General features: G+C 47.6%; 17 protein-coding genes, 5 tRNA genes and 1 pseudogene. 13 read left to right on the top strand and 10 right to left on the bottom strand.

Going from position 1 to position 22,214, the window contains the following annotated elements:
• The first annotated feature begins 10 nt into the window (after positions 1-10).
• Together A2F46_RS13495 and A2F46_RS10675 are read left to right on the top strand one after the other, a co-directional pair.
• Positions 11-370, top strand: coding sequence for a helix-turn-helix domain-containing protein (locus A2F46_RS13495; protein WP_231867781.1), 360 nt, complete (start codon positions 11-13; stop codon positions 368-370).
• On the top strand, positions 259-1,305 hold the full coding sequence (locus A2F46_RS10675) for a tyrosine-type recombinase/integrase (protein WP_369796340.1): 1,047 nt from the start codon (positions 259-261) through the stop codon (positions 1,303-1,305). The genes A2F46_RS13495 and A2F46_RS10675 overlap by 112 nt, the downstream gene beginning before the upstream one ends.
• Before the next feature lies 1 nt (position 1,306).
• Here the strand turns inward: A2F46_RS10675 and A2F46_RS10670 are convergent.
• The 8 genes from A2F46_RS10670 to A2F46_RS10640 all read right to left on the bottom strand — a co-directional run bounded on the left by A2F46_RS10670 (position 1,307) and on the right by A2F46_RS10640 (position 4,968).
• Positions 1,307-1,397 (bottom strand) — tRNA-Leu (locus tag A2F46_RS10670).
• Between the two features lie 30 nt (positions 1,398-1,427).
• Positions 1,428-1,502 (bottom strand) — tRNA-Cys (locus tag A2F46_RS12350).
• 25 nt (positions 1,503-1,527) lie between these two features.
• A tRNA-Cys gene (locus A2F46_RS10665) sits at positions 1,528-1,601 on the bottom strand.
• A 39-nt stretch (positions 1,602-1,640) separates the two neighbouring features.
• A tRNA-Gly gene (locus A2F46_RS10660) sits at positions 1,641-1,716 on the bottom strand.
• 28 nt (positions 1,717-1,744) lie between these two features.
• A tRNA-Gly gene (locus A2F46_RS10655) sits at positions 1,745-1,820 on the bottom strand.
• 72 nt (positions 1,821-1,892) lie between these two features.
• The gene (gene pgsA / locus A2F46_RS10650) at positions 1,893-2,465 is read right to left on the bottom strand and encodes a CDP-diacylglycerol--glycerol-3-phosphate 3-phosphatidyltransferase (protein ID WP_066570313.1); all 573 of its coding nucleotides are present in this window, start codon (positions 2,463-2,465) and stop codon (positions 1,893-1,895) included.
• A gap of 111 nt (positions 2,466-2,576) precedes the next feature.
• Positions 2,577-4,340, bottom strand: coding sequence for an excinuclease ABC subunit UvrC (gene uvrC, locus A2F46_RS10645; RefSeq protein WP_156471627.1), 1,764 nt, complete (start codon positions 4,338-4,340; stop codon positions 2,577-2,579).
• A gap of 175 nt (positions 4,341-4,515) precedes the next feature.
• Positions 4,516-4,968: a DUF4124 domain-containing protein gene (locus A2F46_RS10640; protein WP_066570310.1), complete on the bottom strand. Its 453-nt coding sequence runs from the start codon at positions 4,966-4,968 to the stop codon at positions 4,516-4,518.
• 177 nt (positions 4,969-5,145) lie between these two features.
• On the opposite strand from A2F46_RS10640, the pseudogene guaB reads away from it, so the two are divergent.
• From guaB to A2F46_RS10585, 11 genes and pseudogenes are all read left to right on the top strand, one after another.
• Positions 5,146-6,605: pseudogene (gene guaB / locus A2F46_RS10635) on the top strand (IMP dehydrogenase).
• 364 nt (positions 6,606-6,969) lie between these two features.
• The gene (carA, locus tag A2F46_RS10630; protein ID WP_066570306.1) at positions 6,970-8,103 is read left to right on the top strand and encodes a glutamine-hydrolyzing carbamoyl-phosphate synthase small subunit; all 1,134 of its coding nucleotides are present in this window, start codon (positions 6,970-6,972) and stop codon (positions 8,101-8,103) included.
• Positions 8,104-8,137: 34 nt separating this feature from the next.
• On the top strand, positions 8,138-8,827 hold the full coding sequence (leuE, locus tag A2F46_RS10625) for a leucine efflux protein LeuE (RefSeq protein ID WP_231867780.1): 690 nt from the start codon (positions 8,138-8,140) through the stop codon (positions 8,825-8,827).
• A gap of 101 nt (positions 8,828-8,928) precedes the next feature.
• Positions 8,929-12,156, top strand: coding sequence for a carbamoyl-phosphate synthase large subunit (gene carB / locus A2F46_RS10620; protein WP_066570303.1), 3,228 nt, complete (start codon positions 8,929-8,931; stop codon positions 12,154-12,156).
• A 92-nt stretch (positions 12,157-12,248) separates the two neighbouring features.
• On the top strand, positions 12,249-13,001 hold the full coding sequence (locus A2F46_RS10615; RefSeq protein ID WP_066570301.1) for a Nif3-like dinuclear metal center hexameric protein: 753 nt from the start codon (positions 12,249-12,251) through the stop codon (positions 12,999-13,001).
• 141 nt (positions 13,002-13,142) lie between these two features.
• A complete protein-coding gene (locus tag A2F46_RS10610; RefSeq protein WP_066570298.1) occupies positions 13,143-13,748 on the top strand; it encodes a glutathione S-transferase N-terminal domain-containing protein in 606 nt (201 codons plus the stop codon).
• 19 nt (positions 13,749-13,767) lie between these two features.
• The gene (locus tag A2F46_RS10605) at positions 13,768-14,247 is read left to right on the top strand and encodes a ClpXP protease specificity-enhancing factor (RefSeq protein ID WP_066570297.1); all 480 of its coding nucleotides are present in this window, start codon (positions 13,768-13,770) and stop codon (positions 14,245-14,247) included.
• A 270-nt stretch (positions 14,248-14,517) separates the two neighbouring features.
• Positions 14,518-15,801, top strand: coding sequence for a phosphopyruvate hydratase (eno, locus tag A2F46_RS10600; protein WP_066570294.1), 1,284 nt, complete (start codon positions 14,518-14,520; stop codon positions 15,799-15,801).
• A gap of 15 nt (positions 15,802-15,816) precedes the next feature.
• A complete protein-coding gene (gene ftsB / locus A2F46_RS10595; RefSeq protein ID WP_066570286.1) occupies positions 15,817-16,095 on the top strand; it encodes a cell division protein FtsB in 279 nt (92 codons plus the stop codon).
• Positions 16,096-16,169: 74 nt separating this feature from the next.
• Positions 16,170-17,069, top strand: coding sequence for a DMT family transporter (locus A2F46_RS10590; RefSeq protein ID WP_066570284.1), 900 nt, complete (start codon positions 16,170-16,172; stop codon positions 17,067-17,069).
• Positions 17,070-17,079: 10 nt separating this feature from the next.
• Positions 17,080-17,466: an STAS/SEC14 domain-containing protein gene (locus tag A2F46_RS10585; RefSeq protein WP_066570282.1), complete on the top strand. Its 387-nt coding sequence runs from the start codon at positions 17,080-17,082 to the stop codon at positions 17,464-17,466.
• A gap of 185 nt (positions 17,467-17,651) precedes the next feature.
• Here the strand turns inward: A2F46_RS10585 and A2F46_RS10580 are convergent, their stop codons facing one another.
• On the bottom strand, positions 17,652-19,337 hold the full coding sequence (locus A2F46_RS10580) for an ABC transporter ATP-binding protein/permease (RefSeq protein ID WP_066570279.1): 1,686 nt from the start codon (positions 19,335-19,337) through the stop codon (positions 17,652-17,654).
• Positions 19,338-19,401: 64 nt separating this feature from the next.
• The gene (locus A2F46_RS10575; protein ID WP_066570277.1) at positions 19,402-21,600 is read right to left on the bottom strand and encodes a TonB-dependent siderophore receptor; all 2,199 of its coding nucleotides are present in this window, start codon (positions 21,598-21,600) and stop codon (positions 19,402-19,404) included.
• Positions 21,601-22,214: the final 614 nt, after the last annotated feature.

Below are 22,214 nucleotides of genomic sequence, written 5' to 3'. Positions count from 1 at the left end.
GGATAGATTCATGGCTGAACTGAAGACCTATACGGTAGTAGAAGCGGCTCAGATTTGTCAGTGCCATGCTGAAACCATCAGAGAAAAAATCCGTGCTGGCGCGATTAAGGCAGTCAAACCCGGGCGGAAATATTGCATCAGGGCAAGTGACCTTGACGCATTCTTACAGAGTTTGCAAAATGAATGTGTGCAAGCGTCACTCGAACGACGGAGTGAACAGAAATGCCAATTTATCAACGAGAGAATGGAATTTGGTACATTGATATTATCACCCAAAGTGGTAAAAGAATTAGACGAAGTACTAAAACCAAAGAGAAGAGGGCGGCACAAGAATTGCACGACAAAGTTGCCTATGAACAGTGGCGGGTAGAATCGTTAGGGGACTCGCCTAAAATACTTTGGGATGAAGCTGCTCTTCGGTGGATCAAAGAAAGAGAGGATAAAAAAAGCATTAATGACGACATCAGCAAGATTCGTGCCTTAAAAGATTTTAGAGGAGTATTCCTTAATGATATTGACCAGACTTTCATCATGGAAGTTATTGGACGGCTTGAATGTTCATGTGCAACAAAAAACAGATATTTAGCTTTAATACGTGCAATTCTTAACCGTTGCATCCGAGTTTGGAAATACTTGGCGCAGGCTCCGGTAATCATTATGTTTCATGAGTCGAAAGGCCGTATTAGATGGCTTCGGCCAGAGGAGGCAAAAAGGCTTATTAATGCCTTAAGCCCAGAATATTTGGCTGATATGGCTGTTTTTACTTTAAACACAGGGCTACGGCAGGCGAATGTGTTTGGTTTGAAATGGGAACAAATAGATTTAGGACGTCGGGTAGCTTGGTATTATCCTGATGAAATGAAAGCCGATAATCCATTGGGTGTGGCTTTAAATGAAGCCGCGATGAGTATTATTCTAAAATATCATGGTATGCATTCAGAATATGTTTTTGTTAATACTCGTGGGATTCCTGTTATGCAACTCAATCATCGACTTTGGGTAGCGGCGCTACAACGCTCAAGTATTGAAAATTTTCGGTGGCACGATCTTAGACATACTTGGGCTAGCTGGCTAGTTCAAAGAGGAGTGCCTCTTAGGGTTATTCAGGAAATGGGCGGATGGAAGACTCTTCAGATGGTAATGAGGTACTCTCATCTTGCACCGGATCATTTGCATGAGTATGCCAGCAAGCTGGACGATTTTAAGGGGGCTGACACAAATCTGCCACACCCCATTTCAAATCTTAAAGGAGAAGATACAATAGCGTTAAATAAGATGGATAAAAAACCTTATATAACAAGGTGATTGGTGCCCGGAGCCGGAATCGAACCGGCACGCTCGTTTTAAGAAGCGACGGATTTTAAGTCCGTTGTGTCTACCTATTTCACCATCCGGGCCATGTCTTAGTTAACTAAGACATGTAAAAGTGGAGGCGGGGGCGCGGATTTAAACCGGCCTACGCGGCTTTGCACACCGCGGCATAGTCACTCTGCCACCCCGCCATGGGCTACTACTAATAGAGAATTATGGAGGCGGAAGTCGGAATCGAACCGGCGTACACGGATTTGCAGTCCGCTGCATAACCACTCTGCCATCCCGCCATAATACACCCGATAATCGGACAGACTAACAAGAAAACTTGGAGCGGGAAACGAGTCTCGAACTCGCGACCTCAACCTTGGCAAGGTTGCGCTCTACCAACTGAGCTATTCCCGCATATTGCCTTATACACACAACGATGTTCTGGAGCGGGAAACGAGTCTCGAACTCGCGACCTCAACCTTGGCAAGGTTGCGCTCTACCAACTGAGCTATTCCCGCTTTTACATCGCTGAAGCAATGAAGACGGACATTATAAAGGCCAGAATTTTTATGTCAAGTGTCTTCGCGTGCTTATTGCTTGAACTCTTTGACAGCCATTTTGAGGTAATACAGCATCGACCATACGGTCAAAATACACGCCAGCAGCATCAGAATATTACCCAATACCCAAATCCAATTGGGCGCCAATGTGGGTGCCGACGTGAGTAATAACAAGAAGATGGCCACCATCTGTGCGGCAGTCTTGAATTTACCTATTTTGGCCACGGCCACGCTGCTGCGTTTGCCCATTTGCGCCATCCATTCACGCAAGGCAGAAATAGTGATTTCACGGCCAATGATAATCATGGCGAAAAGGGCGTATGTGCGTCCTGTGGCCACCAGTAAAATCAAGGCAACGGCTACCATGAGCTTATCGGCTACCGGGTCAAGAAAAGCACCAAAATTAGAAGTTTGGTTCCATTTTCGCGCTAAATAACCATCAAACCAGTCGGTGATGGCCGCAGCAGCGAAAAAACCCGCAGCCAGCCAATTGATTAAATCGCGATCAGCGACCCAACTGCTGGGCAGGTAGAACAAAATGGTGAAAACCGGAATGATGAGGATACGCAGCCAAGTCAGCAGTATCGGTATATTCCACGGCATGAGAAATTTCCTGGTTTTGGATGATTGTGGTATTGGGCTTAATCATACCCGTTTATGTGTTTTCAGGCAGCCTGTATGCTGCCTTTGCTGGTTGGCTACATGGCATTGCGGTTAGTGATGTAGGACATCATATATTTTTTCAGCCAAAGTGGGGCTGATGCCATCGACTTGGCTCAAATCTTCTACGCTGGCAGCCTGAATGCCACGCAATCCCCCAAAACGCATGAGCAATGCTTGGCGGCGTTTGGCACCTACCCCAGGAATGTCGTTGAGTGAAGAGGTAACACGGGCTTTGGCTCGCTTTTGGCGATGCCCAGTAATGGCAAAACGGTGTGATTCATCTCGAACCGTTTGTAAAAGGTGCAACGCAGGGTTGTGGGGTGCTAAATGAATGGTTTCTTGCAGATGAGGAATGATGAGGTCCTCCAATCCGGGTTTTCGTTCGGGGCCTTTGGCAATGCCCACGATGGGAATATGAAGCCCCAGTTCCTGCCATACGTCCAACGCCATGTGGACTTGCCCCTTGCCTCCGTCAATCAATACCAAATCGGGCCAAGCGCCTATGCTGTCGTCGTTATCTGCCAGCCGGCCATAACGGCGGGTAAGCACCTCGCGCATGGCTGCGTAGTCGTCGCCAGGTTTAGCGGTGGTGATGTTAAAGCGGCGATATTTGCTTGGTTGCATGGCCTCATCTTCATAAACCACACAAGAAGCAATGGTAGCCTCGCCTTGGGTGTGGCTTATGTCAAAACACTCTATGCGGTTGATGTCTTCGGCATCTAAGTGCAATAACTCGGCCAGTGCTTCTATGCGTTGGTGTTGGCTGTGTTGCTGTAGTTGGTGCTGTTTGATGGCCATCAGCGCGTTGCGCTCTGCCATGCGCAACCACACGCGTCGCTCACCCGCGGTGTTGGTAATAAATTGCATGTTCTTACCTTCCTCATCCAATAGGGCTTGTTGTAGGCTTGCAGGCAGCTTGAAGTTGCTGATGATGGCATTTGGCTTTTTTTTACCCAAATAATGCTGAGCCACAAATGCTTCACCATAGCTTTGTAATTTTTCGGCCACCCGAAAACGGGTGTCGGGGAAAAAACTTTTGTCACCCACGTGTCGGCCGCCCCGGATGCTGACCCAGTGTATGCACACGGTTTCGCTTATTTCGGCCAAGGCCAGAATATCCATGTCGTTGCTATTGAGGTTTTTACTGTCGATAAATTGCTGTGACTGGACTAAACCTAATGCCTGCAACTGGTCACGGTATTTGGCGGCTGTTTCGAAATCGAGTTGGTCAGCAGCTTGTTGCATTTTATGGTGCATAGTAGTAGTCAATTCATCGGTTTTTCCGTGCAAAAAGGCGGCGGCCTGTCGCACGTTGTCATGATAATCAACTTCGTTGATGTGCCCCACGCATGGGCCGGAGCAGCGATGGATTTGATACAGCAAGCAAGCGCGGTCGCGGTGTTCGAATACGCTGTCTTCGCAGGTGCGCAATTGAAATACTTTTTGCAAAATTTGAATGCTGTCGCGAACTGCATAGCTGTTGGGGTATGGGCCAAAATATTGGTTTGGTTTTTTCAGGGAGCCTCGATAATACGCCATCTGCGGATAGCGGTGGCCACTAAACATCAGATAAGGATAGCTTTTGTCATCGCGAAATAAAATATTGTATTTGGGCGATAAAGCTTTAATGAAGTTATTTTCCAGAATTAAGGCCTCGGCTTCAGAGCGGGTAACCGTGGTCTCAATTTTGATTACTTGCCGCACCATCAGCTGAATGCGCGGAGATAAATCGCTTTTCTGGAAATAGCTACTGACGCGTCGCTTCAGATTCACTGCTTTGCCCACATACAAAACCGTACCATCCTCACTCAGCATGCGGTACACACCGGGAAGATTAGGTAGGTTTTTAAGAACACGGCAATATCAAATGGCGATGGCGTGTTGCTGGGGCTGGTTGTGTCCATGAGTTGGCTGAAAAAAATCCATAAGTTGAATAGTCAACTTATGGATAAAGCGGATAAATTCAAGTTAATGCAGAGTCTTTGAAGGCTTAATTACAGAATTGCTTGATATCCTGTTCATAGCGTTGAATCAAAGCGTCGCGATTGTTGCTGCGAATGCTGTCTGCTGCTTGGCGGTTTAACCGTGCGGTTTTGCAGCTGGTTTCATTTTTCTTTTTGTTTTCAGCGGCGATTTGTTTGTTTTGTTCTTCAATTGCTTTGTTGCGTGCCGCTACTTGCTGACTTAATTGGGCTTGTTGCTCAGCCAATGAACCTGGGTCAGAAGCCGCATTGGCAGTCGTTTGCGGAGATACTGAAGGGACGCTGGTTTGGGTACGCACATTAAACATGCGTGTTTCGGCCGGTGTTAAATTGCGCGGCGTATCCGAGTAGGCATTATAGCCGCGTCGATCACGCCAAGAAAATACTTCTTGGGCCGATACAATAATGGTGCTACCGAGCACGGCTACCAACACGGCCTTTTGCAATACGGACTTTTTCATCTGAATTTTCCCTAAACTAAACAAAACGATTTTATTTTGATGCTATTGTACCTAAAGCCGTTTCAGGGAACAAATGTCTGAAAGTGGATGGGTAATATTTTGTATAAAACGCTTTATCTGCTATAATTCTGCGCCACATTCTCTCCCCATTTTCTCCCCCAGCTAAGAGCCTTAATCATGCGTATAGTCGAAAAAGCATACACTTTTGACGACGTCTTGCTCGTACCTGCTCACTCTACAGTGTTGCCGCGCGACGTTGCCTTGAAAACTTCATTAACCCGAAATATTGTTTTGAATCTGCCGTTGGTGTCTGCGGCCATGGATACCGTAACTGAGGCGCGTCTAGCTATTTCGATGGCACAAGAAGGCGGCATTGGTATTGTGCATAAAAACATGAGTGTGGAGCGCCAGGCGCGAGCTGTCTCTAAAGTTAAGCGCCATGAGAGCGGTGTAGTTAAAGACCTGTGACCATTGCCCCCGATACGGTGGTAGGTGATTTGATTGGCCCGGGCCGCAAATATAAAGTATCTAGCTTGCCTGTGTTGGAAAACGGCAAAGTGGTGGGCTTGGTGACCAATCGTGACTTGCGATTTGAGCGCAATTTGAGTCAAAAAGTCGCCAATATCATGACGCCCCGTGAACGCTTGGTGACTGTGCCAGAAGGCACCAGTATTGATGATGCGCGCGAATTGATGCATGCGCATAAAATTGAGCGGGTGCTGGTCATTAATGATGAGTGGGAACTCAAAGGTTTAATTACCGTAAAAGATATTTTAAAAACCACGGCATTTCCCAATGCCAATAAAGATGCTGATGGGCGTTTGCGAGTGGGTGCTGCGGTGGGTGTCGGCAAAGATACCGATGAACGCGTGGCCGCTTTGGTGATGGCTGGTGTGGATGTGATTGTAGTGGATACTGCGCATGGCCATAGTCAAGGCGTGATTGACCGTGTGCGTTGGGTGAAGCAGCACTATCCTCAAGTAGATGTGATTGGTGGCAACATCGCGACTGCTCAGGCTGCTCGTGATTTGGTGGCAGCGGGTGCGGATGCGGTTAAAGTTGGCATTGGCCCGGGTTCAATTTGTACCACACGTATTGTGGCGGGTGTGGGCGTGCCGCAGCTAACAGCCATTCATAATGTAGCGGAAGAGCTGGCAGGTACGGGTGTACCTTTGATTGCCGATGGTGGCATTCGGTTCTCTGGTGATTTGGCTAAAGCCTTGGCAGCCGGTGCTTCTGCCGTGATGTTGGGTGGTATGTTTGCGGGTACCGAAGAAGCGCCAGGTGAAATTGAGCTATATCAAGGCCGCTCCTACAAATCTTATCGAGGAATGGGTTCTTTGGGGGCGATGAGCCAAGGCTCTTCTGATCGTTATTTCCAAGATAATGTTTCCAGTGTAGACAAATACGTACCGGAAGGCATTGAGGGGCGAGTGCCTTATAAAGGGCCGATTGTACAAATTATTCATCAATTGGTGGGTGGCTTGCGTTCCAGCATGGGTTATTTGGGTTGCGCCACAATTGGTGATATGCATGAAAAGGCGCAATTTGTGGAAATCACTGCTGCTGGCATGAATGAATCCCATGTTCACGATGTGCAAATCACCAAAGAAGCGCCCAACTACCATGCGCGTTAACGCATAAATATAGTAAGGTATTTTGTGTTCAGGCAGCCTGATGGGCTGCCTGAATTTTTGTGTGTTTGGGTGATTGTGTTAAAAGCGGTTGTCTTCCATTCTGATTCGGTCTTTTATTGTGATGAGTTTGGTGGATGACGGTTGTCAGCTTGGCCTATTTTGGCTAGAATACACTGCTTCTATGGCATGCACTGCCATGTCAAAAAGCACGTAGCACACGCATTCGGCGTTGTGTGGCGTGTTTTTTTTTAACCAGCGAGCCATTCGTTGGCTTAAGGAAGCGCGGCCGCCAGTGCCGTAACCCATTTTTACCGTGGTTGGCTAAGCTGACGGCGGCATCATTACATCCTTGGGACAGCAATTCATGACAACAAGCGCAATTTTGGTTCTGGCCGATGGCTCGGTGTTTCGCGGCATCAGCATTGGTGTGGAGGGGCACACCATTGGTGAAGTGGTGTTTAATACCAGCATGACTGGGTATCAGGAAATTCTTACCGACCCTTCTTACACCAAGCAAATGGTCACGCTTACCTATCCGCACATAGGCAATACTGGCGTCAACAGGGAAGATGTGGAAAGTCGGCAAATCTTTGCTGCAGGCTTGATTATTCGTGACCTGCCATTGTTGCACAGCAGTTTCCGCGCAGAAGAAAGCTTGAGTGATTATTTAAAACGCAACCACACCGTAGCCATTGCTGATATTGATACGCGCCGATTGACGCGCATTCTGAGAGATAAAGGAGCGCAGGCCGGTTGTATCATGACAGGGGAGCAAGCCAATGTAGGCGATGCCTTGGCCAAGGCCAAATCGTTTGGCAGCATGGCAGGCAAAGATTTGGCACAAGAAGTGAGTTGTCCTGCGCCATATGAGTTTACTCAGGGTGAGTGGCAATTGGGTCAAGGATTTGATGAGCCTAAAAACCTCCCTTACCACGTAGTGGCTTATGATTTTGGTGTGAAAACCAATATTTTGCGGATGTTGGTGCAACGCGGCTGCCGTTTAACGGTGGTGCCCGCCAAAACACCGGCCAAAGAGGTGTTGGCCATGAATCCGGATGGCGTATTTTTATCGAATGGACCGGGCGATCCGGAGCCTTGTGATTATGCCATTGTGGCCGTTCAAGAATTACTGGCCAGCAAAAAGCCGCTGTTTGGGATTTGTTTGGGTCATCAGCTACTGGGTTTGGCCGTGGGCGGGCAGACGCGCAAAATGCCTTTTGGCCACCATGGTGCCAATCATCCTGTGCAAGATGTCGATAGTGGCCGGGTCATGATTACCAGCCAAAACCACGGCTTTGAAGTGGATGCAGCAACTTTGCCTGATCATGCTCATGTGACCCATCGCTCATTGTTTGACGGCTCATTGCAAGGCATTCGCCTAACCAATCAGCCGGCTTTTTCTTTCCAAGGTCACCCCGAAGCGAGCCCGGGCCCACACGATGTGGCGTATTTGTTTGACCAGTTTATTGATGACATTAAAGCAGCCCAAAAAGCCTGAAACTGGGTTGTTTGTATGGCTACAGCGGAAATAAATGATGCTGGGGATAACCGATTTAAGTACTTATGTGATTGGCGCAGTGGGCATTATTTTGTTGCCTGGTCCCAATTCGATGTATTGCTTGGCGATGGCGGGGCAGCATGGTGCCCGCACCGCATACCGTGCTGTGGCTGGGGTTTTTATCGGAGATAGTGTGCTGATGTTGCTGACGGCATTGGGAGCCGCTTCCGTCATCAAAACGGTCCCTGCCTTGTTTTGGGCCTTAAAGATTTTGGGTGGCCTCTATTTGGCCTACCTTGGTTTAAATCTTCTGCGTGGGGCGGCCCAGAAATGGTACCGCACACGTGCACAGATGAGAGAAGGTGTCTCAGAATCGGTAGCGGTATATGAAGCACTCAGCCAGATTTCGAAAGCCCCACCCAAACATGTGTTTCATCATGCTTTGACCTTAAGCTTGCTGAACCCCAAAGCCATTTTGTTTTATTTATCGTTTATGGTGCAGTTTGTGGATACGCGTTATGCGCATCCTGGGCTGAGTTTTTTGCTGTTGGCCACTATTTTGCAGGTTTTCAGCATGATTTACTTGAGTGTACTGATTTATGGCGGCGTATCACTGGTGCATTGGTTTGGCCGCTATCAAAAAATGGCCGCCTCGGGCATGGCTGTGGTAGGGCTGATGTTTATGGGATTTGCTGCAAAATTGTGGACGGCAACTGCACGGTAGTTCCCTAATTTTTCAGGTAGCCTGTTGGGTTGCCTGAACGCTGTCTTTGCTGGGCAGCACACCGAATTGTAATGAATGAATATTGAGATAAAGAGACCGACATGCCAAAACGCACAGATCTAAAATCCATCCTTATTATCGGAGCAGGTCCGATTGTTATCGGTCAAGCATGTGAATTTGACTATTCCGGCGCACAAGCATGCAAAGCTTTGCGTGAGGAAGGTTATAAGGTGATTTTGGTGAACTCCAACCCAGCCACCATCATGACTGATCCCAACATGGCTGACGTGACGTACATCGAACCCATTATGTGGCAAACGGTGGAAAAAATTATTGAGAAAGAGCGTCCGGATGCTATTTTGCCCACGATGGGCGGCCAAACTGCGTTAAATTGCGCTTTGGATTTGGCCCATCATGGAGTGCTGAGTAAATACGGTGTTGAGTTGATCGGAGCTTCAGAAGATGCCATCGACAAAGCAGAAGATCGTGGCCGCTTTAAAGAAGCGATGGTGAAAATTGGTTTGAAAACGCCGCGCTCGTTTATCTGTCACACCATGGATGCGGCGCTCAAAGCCCAAGCTGACGTGGGCTTTCCTACGCTCATTCGGCCTTCGTTCACGATGGGCGGCTCTGGCGGCGGTATTGCCTACAACAAAGATGAATTCATGGCCATTTGTGAGCGCGGGTTTGATGCTTCGCCCACTCATGAGCTGTTAGTAGAGCAATCCATTTTGGGGTGGAAAGAATATGAAATGGAAGTGGTGCGCGACAAAAACGACAATTGCATCATTATTTGCTCAATTGAGAATTTTGACCCTTGTGGGGTACACACGGGTGACTCCATTACTGTGGCGCCAGCACAAACCCTCACCGACAAAGAATACCAAATTATGCGTGATGCCTCTTTGGCGGTGTTGCGTGAGATTGGTGTGGATACAGGTGGCTCCAACGTGCAGTTTGCCACCAATCCGCTTACGGGCGAAATGATTGTGATTGAAATGAATCCGCGTGTTAGCCGGTCATCTGCCCTGGCCTCTAAGGCCACCGGATTCCCAATTGCTAAGGTGGCTGCCAAGCTGGCGGTGGGTTATACCCTTAATGAGTTGCACAATGACATTACTGGCGGCCGCACACCGGCTTCATTTGAGCCTTCAATTGATTATGTGGTAACCAAAGTACCGCGTTTTGCTTTTGAGAAATTCCCAGCTGCCGATGACCGCTTAACCACGCAGATGAAATCAGTGGGCGAAGTGATGGCTATGGGTCGTTCAATCCAAGAATCCATGCAAAAAGCGTTGCGCGGTTTGGAAACTGGCTTGAGCGGCTTTGAAGAGCGCAGTAGTGACCGTGCCGTGATCCAAAGCGAATTGGCGGCGCCTGGGCCTGAGCGAGTATTGTATGTGGCTGATGCATTTCGTGCTGGTTTTAGCCTATCGGAAATTCATGATATTTGCGCCATTGATCCGTGGTTTCTGGCGCAAATCGAAGACTTGGTGGCAGAAGAACAAGCGGTTTCTTCAGGCAACCTAAACGATTTGGATTATGCCCGATTGCGTGTGCTCAAGCGCAAAGGCTTTGCTGATAAACGGCTGGCTAATTTATTGAATGTGTCTGAAATAGCGGTACGCCATCATCGTCACAGCCTGAAATTACACCCCGTCTACAAGCGTGTAGACACCTGTGCGGCTGAATTTGCCACCGATACGGCCTACTTGTATTCAACCTATGAGGAAGAATGCGAAGCCAATCCGAGTGATCGCAAGAAAATCATGATTCTGGGTGGGGGGCCGAACCGTATTGGGCAAGGCATTGAGTTTGATTATTGCTGTGTGCATGCGGCGCTGGCCTTGCGTGAGTCTGGGTTTGAAACCATCATGGTGAATTGCAATCCGGAAACCGTGTCCACTGATTATGACACCTCTGATCGTTTGTATTTCGAGCCGCTAACATTAGAGGATGTGCTGGAAATCGTACATACCGAGCAACCTTGGGGCGTAATTGTGCACTATGGCGGCCAAACGCCGCTGAAATTGGCCAATGATTTGGTGGCTAATGGCGTCAATATCATTGGTACTTCCGCCGATGCCATTGATGCGGCAGAAGACCGTGAGCGTTTCCAGAAAATTTTGAAAGACTTGGGTTTGCGCCAACCGGAAAACCGCACCGCGCGCACTGAAGAAGAAGCCTTGCAACAGGCCGATGAAGTAGGCTATCCGTTGGTGGTTCGACCATCCTACGTATTGGGCGGTCGCGCCATGCAGGTTGTACACTCAGCAGATGAATTGAAAACCTACATGCGCGAAGCGGTGCAAGTATCCAATGATAGCCCAGTTTTGTTGGATTATTTCTTGAGCCACGCCATTGAAGTCGATGTGGATTGTGTGTCAGATGGTCAAGAGGTGGTGATTGGCGGCATCATGCAACATGTTGAGCAAGCGGGGGTGCACAGTGGCGATTCAGCATGTTCGATTCCCCCTTATTCATTGCCGAGTGATATTCAGGATGAAATTCGCCGCCAGACCAAAGCCATGGCACGGGCGTTGCATGTTGTTGGCTTGATGAATGTACAGTTTGCGGTGCAGGATGGGGTGGTATATGTGTTGGAAGTGAACCCTCGAGCTTCGCGCACGGTGCCTTTTGTTTCTAAAGCGACCAGTGTGCCTTTGGCTAAAATTGGTGCACGGGCAATGGCAGGGATTGCTTTGGCGGATCAAGGCTGTACCCATGAAATTATTCCTGATTTTTATGCGGTGAAAGAAGCAGTATTTCCGTTCATCAAATTCCCTGGGGTGGACACCATTCTGGGCCCGGAAATGCGTTCCACTGGTGAAGTCATGGGTGTGGGAGAGACATTTTCAGAGGCCTATATGAAGGCGCAGCTGGGGGCGGGTGAGCGCATGCCTGCGGTGGGTAAAGTCTTTTTGGCGGTACGTGACCAAGACAAACCAGAAATCGTGGCCGTGGCTAAAAACTTCCAGTCATTGGGCTATGGCTTGTGTGCTACCCGTGGCACCGCCGCCTATCTGGCACAACACGGCATCAATGTGCAGGTGGTCAATAAAGTGACTGAGGGCCGTCCACACATTGTGGATGCAGTCAAAAATGGTGATATTGCGCTGGTGGTGAATACGGTGAGCAGTGATGTACAGTCTGTGAAAGACAGCCATTCCATCCGCCGCAGTGCTTTGAACATGCGTGTACCGCTCTACACTACGGTGGCAGGTGGTCTGGCAATGAGCGAAGGCGTAAAGAGTTTGGCTGTGCGTCATGTGTATGATTTGCAAAGTCTGCACCAGCGTATTCGCAGGCATGAGGAAGCGCAGCAATAATTGGGTTACTTTGTGCACAGGCTGCCTGAATGCTGTTCAGGCAGCCTGTTTTGTTATGATGGTGGGGGAAAGGGATATCAGGAGGCAATAAAATGGTGGCAAGACGCGACATATTGGATTGGTGTGATGTTCAGTTGGCGGTGGGCAATTTCAAAGATTACGCGCCCAATGGCCTTCAGGTTGAGGGAAAGCCTGATGTTCAACGGATTGTGTGTGCGGTGACAGCGAGTCAGGCTGCGATAGAGGTGGCCGTGGCGCAGCAGGCGGATATGTTGTTGGTGCATCATGGCCTTTTTTGGAAGAGTGAACCGATTGGTATTGTGGGCTGGAAGAAGCGGCGTATTCAAACTTTGCTCGATCATGAATTGAATTTGGTGGGTTACCACTTGCCTTTAGATGCGCATGCACAATGGGGTAACAATGCCCAGCTAGCGGCGCACATGGATTGGCAAATTGAACGGCAAACCGGCGAGCAGAATTTATTGATGTTGGGCACTTTGGCCGCGCCGCAGAGTGCCAGCGAATTGGCTCACCAGTTGGCGGTGAAATTGGCACGCCCTCCGTTGCTTTTGTGTGCGGATAACCATCAGCGTATTCAGCGGTTGGCATGGTGCACTGGGGGGGCGCAAGGCTTTTTTCAGGCAGCCATTGATTTGGGTGTGGATGCGTTTATCACAGGGGAAGTATCGGAAGCGCAATATCATTTGGCGCAGGAAAATTCCGTGGCATTTTATGCGGCTGGTCATCATGCCACTGAACGTTATGGTGTGCAGGCATTGGGCCACGCATTGGCCACGCAATTTGGAGTATCGGTGGCGTTTTTTGATGAGCCCAATCCAGTGTAAATGAATATCAAATATTTTAAATAACCATTATAAAACATTTGGTTATATTGTTTTTCTGGTAAAAATAGCATAAAAAAAGTATAATTTCTCCATTTTAATCAATAGGCTGCCCTTCTTTGGGCACTCACTGGAGCTGGGATTATGATGACTTTGTACTCGGGCATTACGTGTCCGTTTAGCCAACGCTGTCGCTTTGTGTTGTATGAAAAAGGCATGGATTTTGAAATCAAAGACGTGGATATTTTCAACAAACCCGAAGACTTGGCGGTGATGAATCCCTACAACCAAGTGCCGGTTTTGGTGGAGCGTGATCTGATTTTGCATGAATCCAATATTATCAATGAATACATAGACGAACGTTTCCCTCATCCGCAGCTGATGCCAGCTGATCCGATTATGCGTGGCCGTGGCCGCTTGGTGTTGCACCGCATGGAAAAAGAATTGTTTGGCCATGTGCAAACACTGGAAAATCCAGAGTCATCCAACAAGGAAATGGCAAAAGCGCGTGAAGCCTTGGCACAAGGTTTAACCATGCTGGCGCCCGGATTCAATAAGAACAAATTCATCATGGGTGATGAATTTTCCATGATAGATGTGGCCTTGGCGCCTTTGCTGTGGCGTTTGGATCATTATGATATCAAGCTGGGCAAATCAGCCGCGCCATTGCTCAAATACGCAGAACGAATTTTCCAGCGTGAAGCCTTTATTGAAGCTTTGACGCCGGCCGAAAAAGCCATGCGTCGTTGAGATTGCCTGAAAGTATATAATGAGTGAACTCAGTACCAAGCCTTATTTATTGCGCGCTTTGTATGACTGGTGTGCCGACAGCGGCCATACGCCATATATTGCGGCATGGGTCAATGAACAAACCCAAGTGCCAATGCAGTATGTCCGAGATCAGGAAATTGTGCTCAATATTGGTCCTCAGGCAGCCAATGGCTTGGTGATTGATCAGGATTGGGTGCATTTTGCGGCGCGCTTTGCCGGAGTGTCGCATGATATTTGGATTCCTGTAGGCCATGTAAGCAGTATTTTTGCTCGAGAAACCGGCGAAGGCATGGGCTTTGATGTGGTGCCATATGAGCCTGATACAGCAGATGAGGCTGAATCAGGGCATTTAAATTTGGTTGAAACGCCTGCAAGCGATACATCAACAGCAGAGGCATTGCCTTCTACTGTGGCCGATACCTCTTCTCAATCAGCATCAGCAGAAAGCCCCAAAAAAGGGTTGAAGATCATTAAATAAAATGATTGGCTGCCGATAGCGAAGGCGATTATTGGCTGTTGTTGGTTAGATAAGATGGGGCCACGTGTACGCGGTCCCGCTTACTATTCAGTAAAACCATTATTGTTAAAGACAAAATACTCGTTTCAGGCAGCCTGAAACGGTATAATGGCGGCGCTTAATTTATTCTTGTGGTTTGTCTGGATGGGCAAGCCATCATTTGCATCATTTATTTATTGGTTTGAATTGGTTGCCCACCAGATGATGTAGGCAGCACCGATAGGAGACTTCATGAGTGCCATTATTGATATTTTTGCTCGCGAAATTTTAGATTCACGCGGCAATCCCACTGTTGAGTGTGATGTTTTACTCGAATCTGGCGTGATGGGCCGTGCGGCCGTACCTTCTGGCGCGTCAACTGGCGAAAAAGAAGCCTTGGAATTGCGGGATGGCGATGCCGCGCGCTATTTGGGTAAAGGTGTGCTCAAGGCGGTGGAAAACGTCAATAATGAAATTGCGCAGGCTTTAATTGGGATTGATGCCAGCGAACAAAGCTATGTTGACCAATTGATGATTGATTTGGACGGGACTGACAACAAAGGCCGCTTGGGTGCCAATGCCATGCTGGCTGTGTCTTTGGCTGTGGCGCGTGCAGCCGCGGAAGACGCAGGCTTGCCTTTGTATCGCTATATTGGGGGTGCCGGGCCAATGGCCATGCCGGTTCCGATGATGAACGTCATCAATGGTGGCGCTCATGCGAATAACAGCCTCGACATTCAAGAGTTCATGATTATGCCGGTGGGTGCTTCTTCATTCCGAGAAGCATTGCGTTGTGGGGCTGAGATTTTCCATCAACTGAAAAAATTGTGTGGTGCCAAGGGCTATTCCACGACAGTGGGCGACGAAGGTGGTTTTGCGCCCAGCCTGGCTACCCATGAAGATGCCATTAAGCTGATTTTGGAAGCTGTTGAAGCGGCGGGCTACGTGGCCGGCAGCGATGTGATGTTGGCTTTGGATTGTGCTTCCAGTGAATTTTATAAAGAAGGGCGATACCAGTTGTCTGCCGAAGGCTTGAGTCTGTCTAGCGCGGAATTTGCCGATTACCTGACAAAATTGGTCGATACGTATCCCATCATTTCAATTGAAGATGGCATGAGCGAGCATGACTGGGACGGTTGGAAGTTGCTGACCGATCGCTTGGGTAAGCGTGTGCAATTGGTGGGCGATGATATTTTTGTGACCAATCCGTCTATCTTGGCTGAAGGTATTGAACAAGGCTTGGCCAACGCATTGTTGGTAAAAGTGAATCAAATTGGTACCTTGAGCGAAACATTGAAAGCCGTGGATTTAGCCAAACGCAACCGTTATACCAGCGTGATGAGTCACCGTTCGGGTGAAACCGAAGACAGCACCATCGCTGATCTGGCTGTGGGTACCAATTGTATGCAAATCAAAACTGGTTCCTTGTCGCGTTCTGATCGCATGGCCAAATACAACCAATTGTTGCGTATTGAAGAAGAATTGGGCGATGCAGCGTATTACCCAGGCAAAAAAGCCTTTTACCAATTGGGTTAAATTGGAAAGCAACGGATGAAATGGGTTACTTGGATTTTGGCCATCGCACTGGTTTTTTTACAGTATGATCTGTGGTTAGCCAAAGGCAGTTGGCGTGATATGTGGCGCCTGGAAAACAACGTATCGGCGCAAAATGCACGTAATGAAACGTTGATTCAACGGAATAAAACTCTGACTGCTGAAATCAAAGACCTAACTCATGGGCAAGATGCCATCGCTGAAATTGCGCGCGTGGATTTGGGTTATGTGCAAAATGGGGAGACCTTTTATCGCTTTGTGCATCCGGCCAAATAAGCCATATTACAAAGAATCAACCGCTTTCAGGCTACCTGAAAGCGGTTATTTATTAGGTAATCCAAAATAAAACGATGACTTCTTCAAAAGTTTCTGGGGTATCGCGTGCCGCTTCATTGCCTGCCGCACTGGGTTCGGCATGGATGATTGGCGCGGCATTTTTCTTTGCCTTAATGGGTGGCCTGGTGAAGAAGGCAGGGCAGGATTTTGGCTATGGTTTTTATGAGTTGGTTTTTTGGCGCACTATATTTGGTGTGATTTCGCTGGGATTATTGGCGAAATTGAAGGGGTACACGTTCAAAACACGCTATTTGAGCGCGCACATCAGCCGTGGTTTTGCGGGCACGTTGGGGTTGGTGCTGTTTTTTTATGGACTCACCCATTTGTCTTTGGCCACGGCCACCACCTTAAATTACACTTCTGCCTTGTTTCTTGCCTTGCTTTCGGTTTTTGTGCTCAAAGAGCACATTTCCAGGCAGATGATTTTGGCACTGCTGTTGGGTTTTGTCGGCATTATGGTGCTGTTGCGCCCCACGTTTGCAGCTGGGGAAGAAATTTCTGGGGTAATCGGTTTGGGTTCAGGTTTGTGTGCTGGCTGGGCTTATTTGCAGGTGCGAGAATTGTCGCAGTTGGGTGAGCCTTCTTGGCGCGTGGTATTTTATTTTTCATTGGTGGCGACCATTACCAGCGCTATTTTGAGTCAGGTTGGTGGGTGGCACCCCGTTACAGGGCGGAGTTTGGTGTATTTGCTGAGTTTGGGCATCACGGCCACGTTGGGACAAATTTGCCTGACCCTGGCCTATCAATATGGGCGCAAATTTGTGGCCGCCTCACTGTCGTATTTGACGGTGGTGTTTGCCACTTTGCTGGGTGTGGTGTGGCTGGATGATGTCATCCACTGGCAAGAAATTTTGGGTATGGGTATCATAGTTGGCAGCGGTATATTAAGCAGTATCCCCGTCCACAAAAAATAAGGGCAGCATCATGATATCGATTCGCGAACAAAGCTACGGACTGAATGTGGCGGTTTACAATGAATTCACCATTGAAGATTTTCAGCAGCTGGAAAAAGCGCTATTGGATGCCCGTAAGCGGGTAGCGCGTCCCGATATTTTATTGGATTTGTCGATGCTGAAGGATTTCACCATCGATATGGCCATGGAGCAACTCAAATTCTTGCATCAGCATGAAGATGAATTTGGTCGAATTGCTTTGGTAGAAGACGATATTTGGATTCGTTTGGGTGCGGAAATTTCCAGCTTACTCACTTTGCGGCATCCCCGCTATTTTGCTAGTGCGGAAAAAGCGCAAGCATGGCTGTTGGAGAACCCAAAGGCCACGCCTGTTGATTTGCCCCCTGAAAACCCTTGAGGTACTGTGATGCTTGGGTGTCTTCAGTTGCAGCACAGCTAGAGACTGCCTGAAAATCAAGCTACAGACACGTGATTGTAGCTGCCTGACTTCACCCGCCAGCTTGCCCGCCTCCCATGTAGGGATATAGGCTGCTGGCGTGAATAGCATTTGCGTCGTTTTTAATCGGATAACAATTTATTGCGTTACATTATTTTGTGTGGTTTGGGCCACTCAATGAGTGTGCTAAATAAATGGCTGATTTCGCGCTGATGGCTGATGGCCAGGACTGTGGTGTTTGGTAACGTGTTTTTGATCAGTGTGAATAATTGGATGGCCGAAGGGGCATCCAATTGATTGCTGATTTCATCCAAAAACAGAATATCGGGTTGTTGTAACAGAATGCGCGCAATCGAAATGCGTTGTTGCTCGCCTCCAGAAAGGCATTTTCCCCAATCTGTTTCTTTATCCAGTTGATCCTTGAGTGCCCCCAAGCCCACACGCACTAAGGCAGACTCAATGCGTTCATCTGAATGACCTGTATGATTGGGGTATTGCAACACATGCCGCAGTGTATCAATTGGTAAATAGGGGCGCTGTGGTACAAAGAGAAAGCGGTTGCCTGCGACACGATAGTGGCCTTGGTAAAACGGCCAGAGTCCGGCCAAAGTGCGAAGTAAAGTGGATTTTCCTGTACCGCTTGGACCTTGAATCATTGCCCATTCACCTAGATGCAATTGCAAATTGATATCGCCGCCAAGACAATATTTGGCGGGGGTGTACACATGCAAATGGGCTGCTTGCAGCCGATAGGGTACCGGCAGCGAAGGGGGCGGCGGTGTGTGGGGTGGCAGTTGGGGTAAATGATCTAAGGTGGTTTTAAAATGATGCAGGCGTTGCACCACAGCGGCCCATGCCATGATGCGTTTGTAGTAATCCATAAACCAGCCAAAGCCATCCTGTACATTCATAAAGGCACTGCGCGCCTGCATCATGTCGCCAAAGGTCATGGTTTTGGCTAAATACATGGGCAAAGTCGCAATAATGGGGATGAACATGCTGACGCGCAAATAAGTGGCGCTGAATGTTTCTAATTTGAACTCACGCCAGATTAAGGTCTGCCAATTGTTGCGGATGTGTGCAAATCGTCGATTTAAGCGCCCATACTCTGCTTTCTCGCCACGATAAGAAGCAATTTGTTCGGCATGGTCGCGTACCCTCAGCAAAGTGGCGCGGTAATCTGCCTCTCGGTGTTGTTGATTCACATACACGGTTTTTAATTTGCGTCCGATAAAATGGGTGGCTACCGTACACAATATGGAATACAGCAATGCTACCCACAGTAAATAGCCTTGAATAGAAAAAGTATGGTTGGCAAGGGTGAATTGCTGCGTGCCCGACATCTGCCACAGTATCGTCACAAAAGCCACCAGCTTGAATGCATTCATTAAAAAGTATTTTAATAAATCAATGCTGTTGTCAGCCAATAGTGCCACATCTTCGGCAATACGCTGATCTGGATTATCTGGTTCGTGTGTAAATTGCAAACGATAATGGCGGTGTTGCCCTAACCATTGCTTTTGTAGCTGCATGGTTAAGTGCGTTCGCCAATTGAACAGCAATTTCTTGCGTAGCCAATTGCCGGATACAACAAAAAAAACCGTGATGGCAATATAGCTTAAATAAACCCATACCAGATGAGGCAAAACATCGGCCTGATAATCAGCCAGTGCATCATAAAAAGCCTTGTTCCATTGGGTAATGTAGACACTGATTTGAATGATGCCTAAGGCAAACACAATTACCATAGCCAACAGTGCCCATGCATACCACCGCCTACGGCTTCCCCAATAAGGAGCTGCCAGCATCAAAAAATGTTTTAAGGTTTGCATTGATTATTTTCCAGCCAATAAATAAGGCTGCCTGAAGGTTTCAGGCAGCCCTTTTAGCCTGCAATTAGAGTTTCCAATTCAGCTTGAACATGAAATTGCGTGGGTCCCCGTAAAAATTATTCATGCCTGCCACGCGTACTCGCTGATTTTGATAGTAACGTTTATCAGTAAGGTTATTGCCAATCAAACTGACGCGCAGATTTTTGTTGATGTCATATTGGATATTGGCATTCCACAATGCATAACCACCTTGGGCAATATTGTAGATACTATTGGTTTTGCTTTGTACATTGACACCACCACCAATCGTCCAGCGATGTGCCACACCAGGCAGCTGGTAGCTGGTGTACAAACGAAACATGTGTTTGGGCGTATAGGGATTGAAATTGGCGCCTTCAGCATAGCGGGTGCTTTCGGTTTCTAAGTATTTGCTCATGTTGAATGTGTATCCAGCAAATACGTTCCAGTCTGGCAGGATTTCACCTGATATTTCTAAGTCTAGGCCGCGACTGCGTACTTTCCCTTCGGGGTTGTAAAAGCCGGTAGCGCTATCGTAAATGGCTCTGTTTTTCTGAACAATTTGAAATAAGGCTGCCGACGTATTTAATCGGTTATCCAACCACGTGGATTTGGTGCCAATTTCGTAGTTGGTGCCTACCACGGGATCTAAAGTATCCCCTTGTTCATTGGTGACACTTTGCGGTTTGAAAATCTCAGTATAACTGGCATACAGACTGGTATTGGGGGTGACATCCCAAGTAATACCCGCATAAGGAACCCATTTTTTCTCATGCACAGGTGTATTCTCACCATATTCATTATCGGGCTTGCCATTCCATGTTGTGTATTGGTAATAACCGGTTGCCATATAGTTTACATATCGGCCACCTGCAATCAAATGCCAACGGTCGCTCAGATTAAACCGGGTACCCAATTGCAAAGCGCGCTGGTAACGATTGCTAACATAATCAATATCGTTTTTGAGCGTGCTGCGGTCGTCCCAATTGGGCTGGGTTAGTGCACTGTTTGAAAATTGATAAACATCATAAGCTGTGCTGTTCATGATGCGGCGCCAACGAGAATCTGCTTTTTCTTTAGAAAAGCTCAAGGTGCTGAATAAGTCATGCTTGCGCCCAAACAACTCATATTTACCTGTTACATTCACCTGAGCGCTGCCTTGCCAGCCTTCATTGTCGTATCGCTGCATATTATTGACCGTCAAATAAGGACTGCTGGTGCTAACGCCAGTAAATGACGTACTTGAATTGGCCAAACCGGCATATTCTTGCAGGGAATTATTTTTTACGTAATTCAGTTTGCCGGTGATTTTCCAGTCATCATTGAAATAATGCTCTAATTCAGCAAAGGCATTGCGCTTGCGGTATTTTTCTTGATTCCAGTCTGCGCCCAGATAAGTGTCTTTATCCAAGCCCGCATCTGCGCCATTGAAACCCATGGGAATACCAAATGAATCAGGTACATCTTGTTTGTGTTGATACAAAGCGCCCAAGGTTAATTTGGTATTTTCACCCAAATCGGCCTCCATCACACCGTACAAAGTTTCATTGTGACCCGACACAGTATCTTTAAATGAACCGGTTTTATTCCATACCCCGACCAATCGGCCGCGAATGGTTTTTGCACTATTTAGGCTGCCTGAAACATCACCCATGGCCCGATAACGATCCCAACTGCCCGCAGCGACTTCACCATTGGCCTGAAATTGCCGTGTTGGTTTTTTGCGTACGGCATTGATGGTGCCACCTGGTTCGCCATTAGCCTGTGTTAAGCCCGTTGCGCCACGAACGACTTCAATATGGTCATAAATGGCCAAATCAGTCATGCTTTGGGCATCTCTATAAGGATTACCAGAAGATCCCGCCACGGTAGAGCTTACGCCGTCTTCCTCAATTTGATCAATATAGAAGCCGCGAGACTGATAACGGGTTTTACCAGAATCTTCGATCACATTGATGCCTGTGGTATTGCGCAAGGCATCAGCCATATTACTGATGCCTTGGTCATCCAATTGCTTTTTGGTAATCACGCTGACGGACTGTGGTGTCTCTTTGGGTGTTAATGCCAGGCCTGTTGTGGTGCGCATGGCCGAAGTGGTATATGAATCCGTATTCTCAGTTTTGGTACTGCGATTTTGTCCAATGACATTAATGGTATCCAACTCAGCAGAATCCTGGGCCATGGATGATGCACTAAACAGCGCACAGTAAACCGCCATTGAAATGACAGAAAGTTGAAGTCTCATCCGACTTTCCCTTTTAAACAATAATAAGAATCGGTTATGGTAATAAACTTACATTATTTTCTCAAATAAACATAATTTCCTTAAAATGTATTTTTTAGTGGGGAATATTCGGTTCATTTGGCTTATTATTGTTCTGTTTAAAACATTTTTATTGTTTTAAAAACATTTCTGAATATTAAATTACAAGAAAAATGAGTGGTCTAGAATGAAACCATAACGATATGGAGAGCTTGAGGAGCAGCAGCACTGCCATTGATGCGGCGTACTGGGTCTGGTTTTCTTGGTGGGGGCTGGGGAATACGCATCAACTATTTAGCTGGAAAGTGTAGTCCAAATGACACAATAAGTGCTGATGTTATTGGTATGTAAAGCATGTATCTTTAAATGACCATGATGAAATTACTGAAGTGTTGCAATGCGAAAAAATGGTCTATTTAAGTATGTTTTATTGATGTATTTTTTAGGATACAGCCAAAGCGCTGCAGTTTCCCGCGCACTCATTTTTTCTCGTCAGAATAGCTGAACAGCTTAAATTCGAGACACATTTCTGAGTCTCATGATAACCAACAACAAAGCAGGCTGCCTGAATGATTTCAGGCAGCCTGCTTTGGTTT

This window comes from Snodgrassella sp. CFCC 13594, from assembly GCF_001590725.1.
In the GTDB taxonomy this organism is placed as follows: domain Bacteria; phylum Pseudomonadota; class Gammaproteobacteria; order Burkholderiales; family Neisseriaceae; genus Snodgrassella.
The sequence above is the reverse complement of the archived record's forward strand: the minus strand, read 5'-3'. Positions and strand labels throughout refer to the sequence as shown.

Bases quoted from the DNA above. Each gene is read 5' to 3' on its own strand.
- A2F46_RS13495 (WP_231867781.1), top strand. From the start codon at position 11: ATGGCTGAACTGAAGACCTATACGGTAGTAGAAGCGGCTCAGATTTGT.
- pgsA (WP_066570313.1), bottom strand. From the start codon at position 2,465: ATGCCGTGGAATATACCGATACTGCTGACTTGGCTGCGTATCCTCATC.
- uvrC (WP_156471627.1), bottom strand. From the start codon at position 4,340: ATGCTGAGTGAGGATGGTACGGTTTTGTATGTGGGCAAAGCAGTGAAT.
- A2F46_RS10640 (WP_066570310.1), bottom strand. From the start codon at position 4,968: ATGAAAAAGTCCGTATTGCAAAAGGCCGTGTTGGTAGCCGTGCTCGGT.
- carA (WP_066570306.1), top strand. From the start codon at position 6,970: ATGACAACAAGCGCAATTTTGGTTCTGGCCGATGGCTCGGTGTTTCGC.
- leuE (WP_231867780.1), top strand. From the start codon at position 8,138: ATGATGCTGGGGATAACCGATTTAAGTACTTATGTGATTGGCGCAGTG.
- carB (WP_066570303.1), top strand. From the start codon at position 8,929: ATGCCAAAACGCACAGATCTAAAATCCATCCTTATTATCGGAGCAGGT.
- A2F46_RS10615 (WP_066570301.1), top strand. From the start codon at position 12,249: ATGGTGGCAAGACGCGACATATTGGATTGGTGTGATGTTCAGTTGGCG.
- A2F46_RS10610 (WP_066570298.1), top strand. From the start codon at position 13,143: ATGATGACTTTGTACTCGGGCATTACGTGTCCGTTTAGCCAACGCTGT.
- A2F46_RS10605 (WP_066570297.1), top strand. From the start codon at position 13,768: ATGAGTGAACTCAGTACCAAGCCTTATTTATTGCGCGCTTTGTATGAC.
- eno (WP_066570294.1), top strand. From the start codon at position 14,518: ATGAGTGCCATTATTGATATTTTTGCTCGCGAAATTTTAGATTCACGC.
- ftsB (WP_066570286.1), top strand. From the start codon at position 15,817: ATGAAATGGGTTACTTGGATTTTGGCCATCGCACTGGTTTTTTTACAG.
- A2F46_RS10590 (WP_066570284.1), top strand. From the start codon at position 16,170: ATGACTTCTTCAAAAGTTTCTGGGGTATCGCGTGCCGCTTCATTGCCT.
- A2F46_RS10585 (WP_066570282.1), top strand. From the start codon at position 17,080: ATGATATCGATTCGCGAACAAAGCTACGGACTGAATGTGGCGGTTTAC.
- A2F46_RS10580 (WP_066570279.1), bottom strand. From the start codon at position 19,337: ATGCAAACCTTAAAACATTTTTTGATGCTGGCAGCTCCTTATTGGGGA.
- A2F46_RS10575 (WP_066570277.1), bottom strand. From the start codon at position 21,600: ATGAGACTTCAACTTTCTGTCATTTCAATGGCGGTTTACTGTGCGCTG.